Raw genomic sequence first — 16845 nt, forward strand, 5'->3', positions numbered from 1 at the left:
TCAGCTTATCCGACGGCTCCTCCAGGGGCGGCCTGTCGCCGCCCGTCCACGCCGCGCCAGGCCGCGGCCCCGCTCGAAGGCTGACGATGACTGACTTTCACGCCCCGCGTACGCCCCCGCGCCGCCGGACGCTGATCCTCGGCGGACTGATCGCCATTCTCGCGCTGGTCGGCGTGGCCTGGCTGGCCTGGGCGTTGCTGCACGGCGACAAGGGCGCGGGCGACGCCGGCGGACCGGGAGGCCCCGGCGGTCCAGGCGGCTTCGGCGGCGGTGGACGGCGCGGTCCGGCCAGCACCGTGGCGGTGGCCACCGCGACCACGACCGACCTGCCGATCATCATCGACGCCCTGGGCACAGTGAAGCCGGCGGCGACCGTGACGGTGCGTCCCCAGGTCTCCGGAACGATCACCGAAGTCATGTTCCGCGAGGGCCAGGCGGTCCAGCGCGGCCAGCCCCTGGTCCAGATCGATCCCCGCCCCTATCAGATGGCCCTGCTGCAGGCGCAGGGGAACCAGACCCGCGACGAGGCCCAGCTGGCCGCCGCGCGCCTGACCCTGACCCGCTACCAGACCCTGCTGACCCAGGATTCGATCGCCCGCCAGGAGGTCGACACCCAGGCCGCCACGGTCAAGCAACTGGAAGGCACGGTGATGGCCGACCGGGCCGCCGTCGGCACCGCGCGGCTGAACCTGGGCTTCGCCCGGATCACCGCGCCGGTCTCGGGCCGCGTGGGCCTGCGCGTCGTCGACGTGGGCAACTACATCGGCGCCGGCGACACGAACGGGGTCGCGGTGATCACCACCGTCTCGCCGATCGACGTCGAGTTCACCGTCCCGCAGGACGACGTGCCGCGCATCGCCGCCCGTCAGGGCCGCGCCAGCCTCCCGGTCACCGCGCTGGACCGCACCCGCGCCCAGACCCTGGATCGCGGGACGTTCTCCACCCTCGACAACCTGGTGGACACCGGTACGGGCACCGTGAAGGCCAAGGCCCGCTTCCCGAACGTCGGCAACACCCTGTTCCCCAGCCAGTTCGTCAATGTCCGCATGGAGCTGGACACCATCAAGGGCGCGATCGTCGTGCCCGCCACGGCCGTGCGCCAGAGCAGCGACGGCTCGTTCGTCTGGCTGCTGAACAGCGACCAGACCGTCAAGAAAACCCCGGTCAAGACCGGCCAGGCTACCGGCGTCCAGGTGCAGGTCACCCAAGGCTTGAAGGCCGGCGACAAGGTGATCACCGAGGGCGGCGACCGTCTGCGCGACGGCGGCAAGGTCCAGCTGCCCGGCGCCAGGCCAGCCGGCCAAGGCAAGGGCAAGGGCAAGGGCGACGGCAAGGGCCATCGCCAGCGCCCGCAGCGTCCGGAATAGTCGGGCCCAGCCGCGATGAACCCCTCGCGTCCCTTCATCCAGAGGCCGGTCGCCACGGCCCTGTTCATGGCCGCCATCGTCCTGGCGGGCCTGGTCGGCTTCCGGCTGCTGCCGCTGTCGGCCCTGCCCCAGGTCGACTACCCCACGATCCAGGTCCAGACCCTCTATCCCGGCGCCAGCCCCGAGGTGATGAGCCAGACCGTCACCGCTCCTCTGGAGCGCCAGCTGGGCGAGATGTCGGGCCTGGCCCGGATGAGCTCGGTCAGCACGGCCGGCGCCTCGGTGATCACCCTGCAGTTCGACCTAGGCGAGACGCTGGACGTCGCCGAGCAGGAGGTGCAGGCGGCCATCAACGCCAGCAACAGCCTGCTGCCCGCCGACCTGCCCGCGCCGCCGGTCTACGCCAAGGTCAATCCGGCCGACGCCCCGGTGCTGACCCTGGCCATCACCTCCGACACCCTGCCGCTGACCGAGGTGCAGAACCTGGTCAACACCCGCCTGGCCCAGAAGATCAGCCAGGTCTCGGGCGTCGGCCTCGTGTCGCTGTCGGGCGGCCAGCGGCCGGCCATGCGCATCCAGGCAGACACCCAGGCCATGGCCAGCTACGGCCTGACCCTGTCGGAGGTGCAGACCGCGATCAGCAACAGCAACGCCAACAGCGCCAAGGGCAGCTTCGACGGTCCCACCCGCAGCTACACGATCAACGCCAACGACCAACTGCTGAGCGTCGACGACTACAAGAACCTGATCGTCACCTACAAGGACGGCGCCCCGGTCCGGCTGAGCGACATCGCCCAGGTCGTGCAGAGCGCCGAGAACACCCGCCTGGGCGCGTGGGCGAACAAGACCCCGGCCATCATCGTCAACGTCCAGCGCCAGCCCGGCGCCAACGTCATCAAAACCGTCGACGCCATCAAGGCCAAGCTGCCCGAGCTGCAGGCCGGCCTGCCCGCCACCCTGGACGTCAAGGTGCTGGCCGACCGCACCACCGGCATCCGCGCCTCGGTGCACCACGTCGAGATCGAGCTCCTGCTGGCCGTGGTGCTGGTGGTGCTGGTGATCTTCTTCTTCCTGCACAGCCTGCGCGCCACGGTGATCGCCAGCCTGGCCGTGCCGATCTCGCTGATCGGCTCGTGCGGGGTGATGTACCTGCTGGGCTTCAGCCTCAACAATCTCAGCCTGATGGCCCTGACCATCGCGACAGGTTTCGTCGTCGACGACGCCATCGTGATGATCGAGAACATCAGCCGCCACCTCGAGAAAGGCGAGAAGCCCATGGAGGCGGCGCTGAAAGGCGCGAAGGAGATCGGCTTCACGATCATCTCGCTGACCATCTCGCTGATCGCGGTGCTGATCCCGCTGCTGTTCATGGGCGATGTCGTGGGGCGCCTGTTCCGCGAGTTCGCCATCAGCCTGGCCATCACCATCCTGATCTCGGCCGTGGTTTCGCTGACCCTGACGCCGATGCTGTCGGCGCGTTGGCTGCACTCGCATCCGGAGCAGGAGCCGCGCGGCCTCAGCAAGAAGGCCCAGAACCTGTTCGAGCGCGTCGAGGCCCGCTACGAGCGCGCCCTGGCCTGGGTGCTGGAGCGCCAGACCGCGACCCTGGTCGTGGCCGTCGTCACCCTGGTCCTGACCGCCCTGCTCTATCTGGTCATCCCCAAGGGCCTGTTCCCGACCCAGGACACCGGCCAGCTGCAGGCGCGCACCGAGATGGCCCAGTCGGTCAGCTACGACCGCATGGCCGACCTGCAGCAGCAGGCGGCCGAGGCGATCATGGACGACCCGGCCGTGGAAAACGTCGCCTCGTTCATCGGCGTCGACGGCGCCAACAACGCCATGCTCCACACCGGCCAGATGCAGATCAACCTGAAGGCCGACCGCTCGGGCTCGCAGGACAAGATCATGCAGCGGCTGCGCGAGCGCGTGGCCCAGGTCCCCGGCGTCACCCTGTACCTGCAGCCGACCCAAGATCTGACCATCGACGCCGAGACCGGCCCGACCCAATACCGCCTGTCGCTGGAAGGCGCCGACACCGCCACGATCAAGGAATGGGCTGGCAAGCTGACCGCGCAGCTGGCCAAGGTCAAAGCCGTCCGCAACGTCTATAGCGACGCGTCGGCCACCGGTCAGGCGGCCTATGTCGACATCGACCGCGACACCGCCGCGCGGCTGTCGATCACAGCCTCCGAGGTCGACGACGCCCTCTACAGCGCCTTTGGTCAGCGGATCGTCTCGACCATCTTCACCGAGACCAACCAGTACCGGGTGATCCTGGAGGCCAAGCCGGGTGTCCTGACCGACCCGACCACCCTGGGCAATCTGAACCTCAAGACCGGCGGCGGCTCGCCCGCCCCCTTGGCGGCCTTCTCGACGATCAAGACCCAGCAGGCGCCGCTGCAGGTCACCCACGTCGCCCAATTCCCGGCCACCACGATCGGCTTCGACACCGCGCCGGGCGTGTCGCTGGGCCACGCGGTCGACGAGATCCGCAAGGCCATGAAGGCGATCGACATGCCGGTCTCGGTCACCACCACCTTCCTGGGGGCGGCCGGGGCCTATCAGAACTCGCTGTCCAACCAGCTGTGGCTGATCCTGGCGGCGGTGGTCTGCGTCTACATCGTGCTGGGCGTGCTCTACGAGAGCTACATCCACCCGCTGACCATCCTGTCGACCCTGCCCTCGGCCGGGGTCGGCGCGCTGCTGGCCCTGTGGATCACCGGCAATGACCTGGGCGTCATCGGGATCATCGGCATCATCCTGCTGATCGGCATCGTCAAGAAGAACGCGATCATGATGATCGACTTCGCCATCGACGCCGAGCGCGAGCAGGGCAAGAGCCCGCACGACGCCATCTTCCAGGCGGCCGTGCTGCGCTTCCGCCCGATCCTGATGACCACCCTGGCGGCCCTGTTCGCGGCCGTGCCGCTGATGCTGGGCTTTGGCGAAGGCGCCGAGCTGCGGCGTCCGCTGGGCATCGCCATCTTCGGCGGCCTGCTGCTGAGCCAGCTGCTGACCATCTTCACGACCCCGGTCGTCTATCTGGCCTTCGACCGTCTGGCGCCCGCCGGCAAGCACAAGTCGCGCGATGACGGTCCGCACCCCGACCGCGTCGATCCGGATCCTATCCCGGGGGCGCCGTCGTGAACCTGTCGGGTCCCTTCATCCGGCGGCCGGTCGCCACGGTCCTGCTGACCATCGGCCTGGCCCTGGCCGGCGTCTTCGCCTTCTTCGTGCTGCCGGTCTCGCCCCTGCCGCAGGTGGACTATCCGACCATCTCGGTGTCGGCCAATCTGTCCGGCGCCAGCCCCGAGACCATGGCCTCCAGCGTCGCCACGCCGCTGGAGCGCCGGCTGGGCGTGATCTCGGGCGTCAACGAGATGACCTCGCAGAGTTCCAGCGGCTCGACGCGGGTCACCCTGCAGTTCGACCTGAACCGCAAGATCGACGGCGCCGCGCGCGAGGTGCAGGCCGCGATCAACGCCGCCCGCGCCGACCTGCCCGCCACGCTGCGCAGCAACCCGACCTATCGCAAGATGAACCCGTCGGACGCGCCGGTGATCATCCTGGCCTTGACCTCCGACACCAAGACGCCCGGCCAGATCTATGACGCGGTGTCGAACGTCGTCGCCCAGCGCATCGCCCAGGTCAGCGGCGTCGGCGACGTCGAGATCGGCGGCGGCTCGCTGCCGGCGGTGCGGATCTCGGCCAATCCGTTCCTGCTGAACAAGTACGGCGTCAGCATGGAGGACGTCCGCGCCGCCATCCAGTCGGCCAACGCCAACCGCCCCAAGGGCGCGCTGGAGGGCGCCGGCCAGCGCTATCAGATCTACACCAGCGGCGCCGGTCGCAAGGCCGCCGACTATGCCGGCCTGATCGTGGCCTGGCGCGGCGACGCCGGCATCAAGCTGTCCGACGTCGCCGACGTCACCGACAGCGTCGCCGACACCCGCACCCTGGGCCTGTTCAACGGCAAGCCGGCGATCATCGTCCTAATCACCCGCCAGCCCGGCGCCAACATCATCCAGACCGTCGACAGCGTCCGCGCCGCCCTGCCCGAGCTGCGGGCCCAACTGCCCGGCGACATCAACGTCCAGGTGGCCAGCGACAGCACCAACTCGATCCGCGCCTCGCTGCACGAGATCGAGGTGACCCTGCTGATCACCATCGTGCTGGTCGTGCTGGTGGTCAGCGCCTTCCTGCGTAGCGCGCGGGCGACGTTCATCCCCGCGACGGCGACGATCATCTCGCTGCTGGGCACGTTCGGCGTCATGTACCTGCTGGGCTTCTCGCTGAACAACCTCAGCCTGATGGCCATCACCGTGGCGACCGGTTTCGTGGTCGACGACGCCATCGTCGTGCTGGAGAACACCCAGCGTCACATCGAGAAGGGCATGGATCGCTTCCAGGCCGCCTTGCTGGGCGCGCGCGAAGTCGGCTTCACCGTGCTATCGATCAGCATCTCGCTGGTCGCCGTCTTCATCCCGCTGCTGTTCATGGGCGGCCAGGTCGGGCGGCTGTTCCGCGAGTTCGCCGTCACCCTGTCGGCGGCGGTGATGATCTCGCTGGTCATCTCGCTGACCACCACGCCGATGATGTGCGCCTACCTGCTGCGGCCCGAGCGCAAGGACAAGGAAGGCCGCGTCGCCCGGTTCTTCGAGCGTGTCTTCGACCGGGTCCATCGGACGTACGAGCACAGCCTGGACTGGGCGCTGGCGGCCAAGCCGCTGGTGATCCTGATCCTGGTTGCCGTCATCGCCATGACCGCCTGGCTCTATATCGCCGTGCCCAAGGGCTTCTTCCCGCAGCAGGACAGCGGCCAGCTGATGGCCGGCATCCGCGCCGACCAGAGCGTCTCGTCCCAGGCCATGCAGAAGAAGCTGCGCCAGGTGGTGAACATCATCCACAAGGACCCCGCCGTCGACACCGTGGTCGGCTTCACCGGGGGCAACCGCGCCGGCGGCGGCTTCATGTTCGTCAACCTCAAGCCGGTCGGCGAGCGCAAGGAGAAGGGCTCGGCGGTCATCGCCCGCCTGCGCCCCCAGCTGCAGAAGGTGACGGGGGTGTCGATCTTCCTGAACCCCGTGCAGGACCTGCGGATGGGCGGCCGGTCCAGCAATTCGACATATCAATACACCCTGACCAGCGACAACAGCGCCGATCTCAAGGAATGGGCCGCCAAGCTGGCCGAGGCGATGAAGGCCCACGACGACGTGCTGACCGACGTCGACTCCGACCAGCAGGAAAACGGCGTCGAGACCCTGGTCACCATCGACCGCGACAGCGCCTCGCGCCTGGGGATCACGCCGCGCGCCGTGGACAACGCGCTCTACAACGCCTTCGGCCAGCGCCAGGTCGCGACGATCTACGAGGACGTCAACCAGTACGCCGTGATCCTGGAATGGCAGCAGAAGTTCGCCCAGGGTCCGGAGGCGCTGAACGACGTCTATGTGCCGACCAGGCCGAGCAGCTCGACGACGACCGCCACCACCTCCAGCCAGGTCAGCGTCAATCCGGCCCTGCGCGACGCCTCGACCGGCTCGGCCCTCAACACCTCGGCCACGGCCATGGCGTCCCTGCCCAGCATCGCCAGCGTCGCCCAGAACGCCACCCCGACCTCGGTCAATCACCAGAATGGCGAGCTGGCGACGACGGTCTCGTTCAACCTGGCCGACGGCAAGACGCTGGACGACGCCCGCGCGGCGGTGACCCAGGCCGAGGCCGAGATCGGCATGCCGACCACCGTGCGCGGCAGCTTCCAGGGCCAGGCCAAGCAGGCCACCGAGCAGAACAACCAGCAGCCCCTGCTGATCCTGGCGGCGATCGTGGCGATCTACATCGTGCTGGGCATTCTCTACGAGAGCTACGTCCACCCGGTCACGGTGCTCAGCACCCTGCCAGCCGCCGGCGTCGGCGCGGTGATCGCCCTGCTGATCTTCAAGATGGAGTTCTCGATCATCGCCCTGATCGGCCTCTTCCTGCTGCTGGGCATCGTCAAGAAGAACGCCATCCTGATCATCGACTTCGCGCTCGACGCCCAGCGCAGCCGGGGCCTGACGGCTCAGGAGGCCGTACGCGAGGCCAGCCTGCTGCGCTTCCGCCCCATCCTGATGACCACCCTGGCCGCGGCCCTGGGCGCCCTGCCTCTAGCCATCGGCTTCGGCGAAGGCGCCGAGCTGCGCCGCCCGCTGGGCGTGGCCATCATCGGCGGCCTGATCGCCAGCCAGCTCCTGACCCTGATCACCACCCCCGTGGTCTATGTCTATCTCGACCGTCTGCGCGGGAAGGCGCGCGACAAGGATGAGCGACATCTGGCCCACCACCCGACCACGCCGGAACCCGCATGATGTCCGCTCCTCTCCGCCTGATCGGCGCCGTTTCGCTCCTCGCTCTCGGCGCCTGCTCGATGACGCCGGCCTACGAGACCCCGACCCTCAAGTCGGCGCCGCCGGCCCAGTTCAAGGCGCTGGAGGGCTGGAAGACCGCCACGCCGTCCGACCACATCGACCGCGGCGACTGGTGGACCCTGTTGGGCGATCCCCAGCTGAACGCCTTGGCCGAGCGGGTGAAGGTGGACAACCAGACCATCGCCGCCGCCGAGGCCGCCTATCGCCAGGCCCGCGCCCTGGTTCGCCAGCAACGCGCGAGCCTGTTCCCGAGCATCGACCTCTCGGGCTCGGCGAGCAAATCGGGCGGCGGCGGCACCAAGACGACCACGTCCGCCGGCGGCGCGACCAGCGCCGGCGACACCCAGCGCTATCAGGTCGGCATCGGCGCCAGCTGGGAGCCCGACGTGTGGGGTCGCATCCGCGCCGGGATCAGCGGGGCCAAGGCTTCGGCGGAAGCCAGCGAGGCCGACCTGGCCGCCGCGCGCCTGTCGGCCCAGGGCGAACTGGCCACCAGCTATCTGGGCCTGCGCCGCGCCGACGCCGAGATCGCCATGGTCCAGGCCACGGTCGAGGGCTATCAGCGCGCCTTGCAGATCACCACCAACCGCTACAACGCCGCCATCGCCCCGAAGTCCGACGTGCTTCAGGCCCAGACCCAGCTGGCCAGCGCCCAGTCGACCCTGGAGGGCCTGGTGCAGGATCGCACGGCCTTCGAGAACGCCATCGCCGTCCTGGTCGGCGAACCGGCCAGCAGTTTCCGCCTGGCGGCCGACGCGACGTGGAAGCCCGTCGTGCCGGAGATCCCCGTCGGCGTGCCCTCGACCCTGCTGGAGCGCCGCCCCGACGTCGCCGCCGCAGAGCGCCGCGTCGCCGCCGCCAACAGCGACATCGGCGTAGCCCGCGCCGCGTTCTTCCCGACCTTCAACCTCAGCGCCAACGGCAATTCGACGGCCAGCAAGATCAGCGACCTGTTCGCCGCCTCGGCCAACACCTGGTCGCTGGGCCTGACGGCGGCCCAGACCCTGTTCGACGCCGGCGCGCGCCGGGCCCAGGTCGCCCAGAGCCGCGCGGCCTACGACCAGGCCGCCGCCAGCTACCGCCTGACGGCCTTGCAAGCCTTCGAGGATGTCGAGAACCAGCTGACCGCCGCCCGCACCCTGGAGCGGCAGTACGCCCTGCAACTGACCGCCTCCCAGGCCGCCGACCAGACCGAGCAGATGCTGCTGAACCAGTATCGCGCCGGCCAGGTGGCCTATACCGACGTGGTGGCGGCCCAGGCCTCGGCCCTGGCGGCGCGGCGGACGCTGGTGACGACGGCGGTGTCGCGTCAGACCACGGCGGTGGCTCTAGTCCAGGCCCTGGGCGGCGGCTGGCGCTGAAATGAGTTGAGGCCCCGGCCGCGCAACTCTAACAGTCGTTTAAGAGCAACGATTGGGGAGCCCGCGCATGTCGACCGCCTATCTCTGTGACGGGATCCGCACGCCCTTCGGCCGCTATGGCGGCGCGCTGGCCAAGGTGCGGGCCGACGACCTGGCCGCGATCCCGCTGAAGGCCCTGGCCGCGCGCAATCCCGGCCTGGACCTGTCGGCCGTCGATGAGGTGGTGTTCGGCTGCGCCAACCAGGCCGGCGAGGACAATCGCAACGTCGCCCGCATGGCCCTGCTGCTGGCCGGCTTCCCGGTCGAGGTCCCGGGCGTCACCGTCAACCGCCTGTGCGCCTCGGGCCTGGAGGCCGTCGGCTATGCCGCCCGCGCCATCGCCAGCGGGCACAACGATCTGGTCATCGCCGGCGGCGTCGAGAGCATGAGCCGCGCGCCCTTCGTGATGGGCAAGGCCGACAGCGCCTTCTCGCGCAACGCCGAGATCTTCGACACCACCATCGGCTGGCGCTTCGTCAACCCGGCCATGCGGAAGGCGTACGGCATCGACTCGATGCCCGAGACCGCCGAGAACGTGGCCGCCGACCATGGCGTGAACCGCGCGGACCAGGACGCCTTCGCCCTGCGCAGCCAGCAGCGCGCCGCCGCCGCCCAGGCCAGCGGCGTCCTGGCCGGCGAGATCACCCCAGTCGAGATTCCCGGCAAGGCGGGACCCACGATCGTCGACCGCGACGAGCATCCGCGCGAGACCACGATCGAGGCCCTGGCCAAGCTGAAGCCCGTCGTCCGCGAGGGCGGCACGGTCACCGCCGGCAACGCCTCGGGCGTCAATGACGGCGCGGTGTCGCTGATCGTGGCTTCGGAAGACGCCGTGAAGCGCCATGGCCTGACGCCCCGCGCCCGCATCACCGGCTACGCCACCGCCGGCGTGCCGCCGCGCGTCATGGGGATCGGCCCGGTTCCGGCCGTGCGCAAGCTGCTGGCCAAGACCGGGCTTTCGATCGGCGACTTCGACACCGTCGAGCTGAACGAGGCTTTCGCGGCCCAGGGGCTGGCGGTCCTGCGCCAGCTGGGCCTGCCGGACGACGGCGCGCACGTGAACCCAAACGGCGGCGCCATCGCGCTGGGTCATCCCCTCGGTGCGTCCGGCGCGCGGCTGGTGCTGACGGCCCTGCGCCAGCTGGAAGCGACCGGCGGCCAGCGCGGCCTCGCCACCCTCTGCATTGGCGTGGGCCAGGGCGCGGCGCTGGCCTTCGAGCGCGTCTAGTGTCGGCGGCCGATCCCGAACTGATCGAGGCCCTGCGCCAGACGGTGCGGGCCCTGTGCCGCGACTTCCCGCCCCCCTACTGGCGCGCCCTGGATCGCGAGAAGGCCTATCCGACCGAATTCGTGGCCGCCATGACCAAGGCCGGCCTGTTGGGCGTGCTGATCCCCGAAGCCTACGGCGGCGGCGGCCTGGGCCTGACCGCGGCGGCGGCGATCCTCGAGGAGGTCCACGCCAGCGGCGGCAACGCTGCGGCCCTGCACGCCCAGATGTACACCATGGGCACGGTCCTGCGGCACGGCTCGACCGCGCAGAAAGAAACCTGGCTGCCCCGGATCGCCGACGGCTCCATCCGCCTGCAGGCCTTCGGCGTCACCGAGCCGACGGCCGGCACCGACACCACATCGATCTCGACCTTCGCCCGCCGCGAGGGCGACACGTACGTCATCAATGGTCAGAAGGTCTGGACCAGCCGCGCCGAGCATTCGGACCTGATGGTCCTCTTGGCCCGCACCACCCCCAAGGATCAGGTCGCGCGCAAGAGCGAGGGCCTGTCGGTATTCCTGGTCGACATGCGCGCGGCGAAGGGCAACGGCCTGACGATCAAGCCGATCGCCACCATGCTGAACCACGCCACCACCGAGATCTTCTTCGACAATCTGGTGATCCCCGCCGACAGCCTGATCGGCGAGGAGGGCAAGGGTTTCCGCTACATCCTGGACGGCATGAACGCCGAGCGGATCCTGATCGGGGCCGAGTGCCTGGGCGACGCCGCCTGGCTGATCGGCAAGGCGCGGGACTACGCCAACAGCCGCGTCGTGTTCGGCCGACCGATCGGCCAGAACCAGGGCGTGCAGTTCCCGATCGCCCGCGCCTACGCCCAGGCCCACGCTGCACGCCTGACCGTCTACGACGCCGCCGAGCGCTACGACGCCGGACTCCCCTGCGGGGAACAGGCCAATATCGGCAAGATGCTGGCCTCGGAGGCCTCGTGGGCGGCGGCCGATATATGCCTGCAGACCCACGGCGGCTTCGGCTTCGCCGAGGAGTACGACATCGAGCGCAAGTTCCGCGAGACGCGCCTCTACCAGGTGGCTCCGATCTCGACGAACCTGATCCTGGCCTATGTCGCCGAGCACGTGCTCGGCCTGCCCCGGTCCTACTGATGGACTGGGTCGGCCGGCGGCGCACCCGCAAGACGGTCCTGGCGGCCCAGGATCTGGCGCGGCTGGCGGCGGTGCTGGATCGCCCCGCGCCGACGGCGGAGGTTCCGCCCGCCTGGCATTGGGCGTGCCTGGCCGAGCCCGTTCGGCGCGCCGACCTCGGCCCGGACGGCCATCCTCGGCGCGGTCTTCACCTGCCGCCGATCGAAGCGCCCCGCCGGATGTTCGCGGCCTCGGACATGACCTTCGCCGGTCCCCTGCGCCCCGACCAGGAGACCGAGGTCACCGACACCATCGCCGCCATCGAGGAGAAGGCCGGCGCCAGCGGGCCGCTGACCTTCGTCACGGTGGACCGGGTCTTCAGCCAGGCCGGCGCGACGCGGGTGCGCGAGCGCCAGACGATCGTGTACACCGCCACCTCGCCCGCGCCCCGGACACCTGACGCCGAGCCCGCGCCGCCGGCCGAGTGGAGCCGCGAGACGCCGACCGATCCGGTTCTGCTGTTCGCCTTTTCGGCCGCCACCGCGAACGGCCATCGCATCCACTATGACCAGGCCTATGCGACGAAGGTCGAAGGCTATGCCGGCCTCGTCGTCCATGGTCCGCTGATCGCCCTGCTGCTGCTGGAGGCGATGCCCAAGCGGCCCCTGATGCGGTTTTCGTTCCGCGCCCTGAAGCCCGCCTTCGCTGGCGAAACCATCACCGCCGAGGGACGTCTGGTCGACGGCGGCGCGGAGCTTTGGGCGCGCAGCGGCGGCGCGGTGCTCATGAGAGCCAAGGCCGCCTTCTAGCCGCCGGCTACTCCTCCAGCGTCGACGTGTCGAACCCGTGATACAGCGACAGGAAGCGGAACGGGTGGCCCGGCACATACTCGCTGAACATCACGTTGTTGATGTCGCTGAAGGTGTCGAAGGTCCCGATCGTCACGGCTGGCGCATGCAGGGCCACGTGATGCCGAGCCAGGTTGAGGGCCACCTGGTCGATCCAACGGGTCACTTCGGCGCGCGACAGCCGCTCATCCAGATAGGCTCGCAGCCAACGCAGCATCACCGACGTCGCCGCCGTCGGACGGGCCAGCAGCAGGTTGGCGGTGATGCGCGAACCGGCCTGGATGTTGCGATCATTCTCGTTGATCACCAGATCGGCGCCGTCCCATTGCGCCAGTAGGTCGGCCACGCCGCGCTGCAGCAGCAGATCGATGTCCGACACGAAGACCGGTCGTTGCAGCGTGTCCAGCAGGCCGCCCAGACGCTGGAAGCGCACCGACTGGTAGTGGGCGACCGGAATCTCGATCAGCCCCTTGGGCGGGGCCTCGTAGCATCGGGTCGTCACGGTCGAGGCGTCGAAATGGTCGCCGGTGAAGATCACGCGCGGATCGTCGATCGCGACGGTCGCGGCCGCTTCCGCCAGACGATCAGCGCCGCCGATCACGTGGACCACCACCAGGAACGGCACGTCGCTGTGCTTGATCACCGAGAGCGCCAGCCAGCGGGCGTAGAGCTCGACATAGCGCGCGTCGGCGGCGGCGAAGAACACGACCTGGGCGCCCAGCGCATCGGCGTGGGCCTTCAATCCCTGGGCGTCCAGCGCCTGGCCATCGCCGGTCAGGAATGCTTGTGGGCCATCATCCGGAGCCGGCGGCGTCGGGCCAGCCACGTTCGACCCGTGCAGCGCCTCCAGCACCACGCGATAGTGGGTGATCCAGGCGTCCCATTCCTCTCCCGGGGACTCCATGTCCATGCCCAGGGCCTCGGCCGTCAGGGTGTCGAACAACGCGAGGCGCTCGGGGGTCACCGGCTCGCACAGGATAAGGCTGACGGCGTCGTGGTAGTACTTCATGCGCCCCAGCGCATGCAGGCCCGACCGCGGGTCGCGGGCGGTGGCCACGGCCTTGGCCAGTTCGGCGGCGATGTCCGGCTTGGGCGCCTCCGGCGCGGCCTCGCGCGGCGAGCTTGGCACGACGCCCTCAAAGAAGCGGCTCGTCATGGCCAGGATCTCGGCGCGCCCGGGCAAGACTCCCTCCCCCAGGATCTCGAAGCGCAGACCGCCGCGCCAACCGACCTGCAGCTCGAAGCGCTGCTCGCCCTGCTCCCAGGACGCTTCCCTCGGGAAGGTCAGGTGCTCGATCATCGGCGACTTGAACGCCAGCGACAGCACGTCGCCGACGTGATCGACGCCCCAGCGGTGATGGGCGAAACCCCGGTGCGCGCCCTCGATCTTCAGGACCTCGAGATAGCGCGAGGGCGTGGTGATCCAGCCGGCCTCGGCGACCAGCGGCAGGCGCTCCAGCAGCGTAGAGGGGCGTGTCAGGGTCTGCAGCACATGCGGCGCGATCGCGTAGTCGAAGCGTCCCTCGCGCGCCACATGGGTCAGGATGGCGCGATAGGTGTCCGGATCGGAGAGATCGCCCGCGAACGGCCCCGTCGCGCCGCCCAGGACCCCGTCGCACAGATCCTCGGGCCAGCCCGACGGGCCGCCGCCGATCAGCAGGATCCGGAACGCCGGGTTCTGGCTCTTGCGCCAGCGGAGGTGGCCGACGATGCCGGCCAGGTCGTTCAGGGCGGTCAGGCGGCCGACCTGCGAGGGCCGCGCGGCGCGGCGCTTGAACAGGAAGTCCATCTGCAGGACCGCGCCGTCATGCAGCTCCTCGAAACGATGGACGTCGGTGACGGCGGCCGGCGCGAAGCCCATCTCGCCCAGCTGCTTGAGCACCGCCTCGGCCCTGGGCGCGCCCTCGTTGAAATCGACGACCGAGATCTCGATCAGGATGTAGTCCGCCTGGCGCAGCACCGTCTCGCCGCCGCGCAGCACGTCCAGTTCCGAGCCCTGGGTGTCGATCTTCACGAAGTCGAAGCGCCGGCCGGCGAACAGGTCGTCGAGGCGGACCTTGGGCACCGTCCGCCGCAGCAGCTGATCGTCGGTGAAGTATTGCGAGTTCTCGCGATACAGCGAGGCGCCGGTGGATTGCAGCCAGCCCTCGCTGAGAAACAGCTCGGCTTCGCCCGTCTCGTCCGAGGCGGCCACCATGTGCCGCTCGTGCGGGAGCTGGCTCAACGCCTCCTCGCAGAACGGATTGGGTTCGATCAGGGTCGGGACGCAGTCGGGAAACGCCTTCAGGAAGCCCTTGGTGAAGTCGCCGACGTTCGCGCCGATGTCGAGGACCGTGCGCGGCGCGTAGCCGTCCAGCTTCAAGGGCTCCAGCTGGTGGTGGTTCACGAAGCCCCGCCCTCCCAGAGCCGGCCGTCCGCGGGAATGGCCTTGACGCTGTCTCGCCGGGCCAGTTGCTGGCGATAGAGCTCGTGCAGGTCGGGTTCGGCCTGCATCTCGCGCTCGTCACGATCCAGCGACAGGCCGATCTCCATATAGGCCGGCAGATTGGCCAGGTTCGGCCGGGGCCGCCGGCCCGCCTGGTGTTCGGCGATCATCTCGCCATAGAGCTCTTCCAGCTTGCCGGCCAGCAGGTCCATGTCGAACAGCACGCACGTGTCGCGATTGGCCTCCAGCGTCGCGCGCAGGGCCCTGGCCTTCTCGCGGTCGGCGCCGATCTCGACGGCCTTGTCGACATAGGCCTGGGCGCTGTCGACCACCAGTTCGGGCAGGCCGGCGCTGCGCACCAGGCTTCCGCAGACGCGCGAGGCGAAGCAGCGGCCCGACCAGGTCAGCACCGGCACGGCCATCCACAGCGCGTCCGAGGCGGTGGTGTGGGCGCCGTAGGGCGTCGTGTCCAGGAACAGGTCTGCGAGGCGATAGCGCGCCAGGTGATGCGAGTTCTGCAGCTTTTGAGCGAAGACCAGGCGCGTGCGATCGACGCCCCGCGCCTCGGCGGCCTCGCGCAGGCGGGCGTTGGTCTCGGGAACGCTGTCCAGCAGCCACAGCACGCTGCCGGGCGTGCGCTTCAGGATCTCCATCCAGCGGTCGAAGACGTGCGGCGTGATCTTCTGCGGACCGTTGAAGCAGCAGAACACGAAGGCGTCCTCGGGCAGGCCGACCTCGGTTCGCGTCGGGCTGGTCTCCTCGACCTTCCGGCGGCTGTCGTTGGGCTGGTAGCAGGGGATGCGGCGGACGGCCTCGGAGTAGTACAGCTCCATCTCCGGCGGCGTGACCCACGGATCGCCGATGATGTAGTGGTGATAGTCGCTGCCCATCGAGCCCGGATAGCCCAGCCAATTGACCAGGATCGGAGCCGGGCGGCGCGCGAAGACGGCCGTCCGAGCGTCTCGGGTGTGGCCGTTGACGTCGACCAGGATGTCGATTCCGTCATCGACGATGCGCTGGACGGCCTCATCGTCCGTCATCGGACGGATGTCGGTGAAATGCTCGACCGCGGCGCGGATGCGGGTGTTGAGGCCATCGCTGGACTCCGGCCCGCAGTAGTAGGCGAAGACCTCGACCTTCGACTTGTCGTGCACCTCGAACAGTTCGGCCATCAGGTAGCCGACGGCGTGGTCGCGCAGGTCCGACGAGATGTAGCCGATACGCGGGCGCCGGCCCGTCAGGTCGATCGGCGCGTCACGCCGGTCGGCGCGGATCTGCTCGGGCGTGGTCTTGGCCTCGCGCTCGATGAACCGGTTGGCGGCCGCCAGCTGCAGCAGCGGATCGTCGGTATAGGCGGCGATGGACAGCGGATTGACGCCCTCGAGCATTCGTTCGCGCAGCACGCGCTCGGTCGGCAGGACGGCGGGCCACTTGCATTGCGTCAGGCGGTTGGCGACCAGCTGGCCGATCACATCCATGGCGTTGGGGTCGATGTCGGCGGCGCGCTGCAGCGCCAGTTCGGCCCGCGCCGGCTGGTGCATGTCGCCCAGCAGCCGGGCGATCTGCTTGAGGCAGGTGAAGGCGTAGCCGACGCCCACGCCATTGATGACCACGGCGCGATTGGCGCCGGCTTCCCAGGTGGCGACGGCCAGCTCATGCAGCCCCGCCCGCTCCTGCAGGCCGCCCAGATTGACGTAGGCCGGCATGAAATCGCCATTCAGGGCGATCGCCTGCTCCAGCGAGGCGGCCGCGCCGGCGTTGTCGCCCAGAACGGCCTGCAGGATCGAGCGGTTGAACAACGCCACGCACAGCTGCGGGTGTTCGCCGTTGAAGCGTATCCAGACCTTGTAGGCCTGATCCGCCAGGGCGACCTGCCCTCCCCCGCTCAGGCTCGCCGCCAGGGTGATCACATCGCCGAGCGGGCACCCTTCGGCCGTCAGCTTGCTAAGGAGATCCAGCGTATCGACGTCGGCCATTGTCTTCCTGAAACCGATGGAGCGTTCGGCGAAGCAGCGGACAGGCGCGCGC

At 69.4% G+C, this 16845-nt stretch carries 9 protein-coding genes; 7 read left to right on the forward strand and 2 right to left on the reverse strand.

What is annotated here, in order from left to right:
* The first annotated feature begins 86 nt into the window (after positions 1 to 86).
* The 7 genes from MZV50_RS19695 to MZV50_RS19725 all read left to right on the forward strand — a co-directional run bounded on the left by MZV50_RS19695 (position 87) and on the right by MZV50_RS19725 (position 12353).
* On the forward strand, positions 87 to 1367 hold the full coding sequence (locus MZV50_RS19695) for an MdtA/MuxA family multidrug efflux RND transporter periplasmic adaptor subunit (RefSeq protein ID WP_252630970.1): 1281 nt from the start codon (positions 87 to 89) through the stop codon (positions 1365 to 1367).
* Between the two features lie 15 nt (positions 1368 to 1382).
* Positions 1383 to 4514 carry a multidrug efflux RND transporter permease subunit gene (locus MZV50_RS19700; protein ID WP_252630971.1) on the forward strand — a complete coding sequence of 1044 codons (3132 nt, stop codon included), beginning with the start codon at positions 1383 to 1385 and terminating at the stop codon, positions 4512 to 4514.
* Positions 4511 to 7714: an efflux RND transporter permease subunit gene (locus tag MZV50_RS19705; protein ID WP_252630972.1), complete on the forward strand. Its 3204-nt coding sequence runs from the start codon at positions 4511 to 4513 to the stop codon at positions 7712 to 7714. Before MZV50_RS19700 ends, MZV50_RS19705 begins: the two co-directional genes overlap by 4 nt.
* Positions 7714 to 9135 (forward strand): efflux transporter outer membrane subunit, encoded by a 1422-nt coding sequence (locus MZV50_RS19710; RefSeq protein WP_252630973.1) that lies wholly within the window; start codon positions 7714 to 7716, stop codon positions 9133 to 9135. Before MZV50_RS19705 ends, MZV50_RS19710 begins: the two co-directional genes overlap by 1 nt.
* A 67-nt stretch (positions 9136 to 9202) precedes the next feature.
* Positions 9203 to 10402: a 3-oxoadipyl-CoA thiolase gene (pcaF, locus tag MZV50_RS19715; RefSeq protein WP_252630974.1), complete on the forward strand. Its 1200-nt coding sequence runs from the start codon at positions 9203 to 9205 to the stop codon at positions 10400 to 10402.
* Positions 10402 to 11565 carry an acyl-CoA dehydrogenase family protein gene (locus tag MZV50_RS19720; protein ID WP_252630975.1) on the forward strand — a complete coding sequence of 388 codons (1164 nt, stop codon included), beginning with the start codon at positions 10402 to 10404 and terminating at the stop codon, positions 11563 to 11565. Before pcaF ends, MZV50_RS19720 begins: the two co-directional genes overlap by 1 nt.
* The gene (locus tag MZV50_RS19725; protein WP_252630976.1) at positions 11565 to 12353 is read left to right on the forward strand and encodes an FAS1-like dehydratase domain-containing protein; all 789 of its coding nucleotides are present in this window, start codon (positions 11565 to 11567) and stop codon (positions 12351 to 12353) included. The genes MZV50_RS19720 and MZV50_RS19725 overlap by 1 nt, the downstream gene beginning before the upstream one ends.
* A gap of 7 nt (positions 12354 to 12360) precedes the next feature.
* Here MZV50_RS19725 and MZV50_RS19730 read toward each other — a convergent pair whose 3' ends face one another.
* Entirely contained in the window at positions 12361 to 14796 is a 2436-nt protein-coding gene (locus tag MZV50_RS19730) for an FkbM family methyltransferase (RefSeq protein WP_252635280.1), read from the reverse strand.
* Positions 14775 to 16793 (reverse strand): O-linked N-acetylglucosamine transferase, SPINDLY family protein, encoded by a 2019-nt coding sequence (locus tag MZV50_RS19735; RefSeq protein ID WP_252630977.1) that lies wholly within the window; start codon positions 16791 to 16793, stop codon positions 14775 to 14777. Before MZV50_RS19735 ends, MZV50_RS19730 begins: the two co-directional genes overlap by 22 nt.
* Positions 16794 to 16845 lie beyond the last annotated feature (52 nt).

The organism is Caulobacter segnis (assembly GCF_023935105.1).
In the GTDB taxonomy this organism is placed as follows: Bacteria; Pseudomonadota; Alphaproteobacteria; order Caulobacterales; family Caulobacteraceae; genus Caulobacter; species Caulobacter segnis_B.

Coding starts and splice junctions, on each gene's coding strand:
- MZV50_RS19695 (WP_252630970.1), top strand. CDS start 87: ATGACTGACTTTCACGCCCCGCGTACGCCCCCGCGCCGCCGGACGCTG.
- MZV50_RS19700 (WP_252630971.1), top strand. CDS start 1,383: ATGAACCCCTCGCGTCCCTTCATCCAGAGGCCGGTCGCCACGGCCCTG.
- MZV50_RS19710 (WP_252630973.1), top strand. CDS start 7,714: ATGTCCGCTCCTCTCCGCCTGATCGGCGCCGTTTCGCTCCTCGCTCTC.
- pcaF (WP_252630974.1), top strand. CDS start 9,203: ATGTCGACCGCCTATCTCTGTGACGGGATCCGCACGCCCTTCGGCCGC.
- MZV50_RS19725 (WP_252630976.1), top strand. CDS start 11,565: ATGGACTGGGTCGGCCGGCGGCGCACCCGCAAGACGGTCCTGGCGGCC.
- MZV50_RS19735 (WP_252630977.1), bottom strand. CDS start 16,793: ATGGCCGACGTCGATACGCTGGATCTCCTTAGCAAGCTGACGGCCGAA.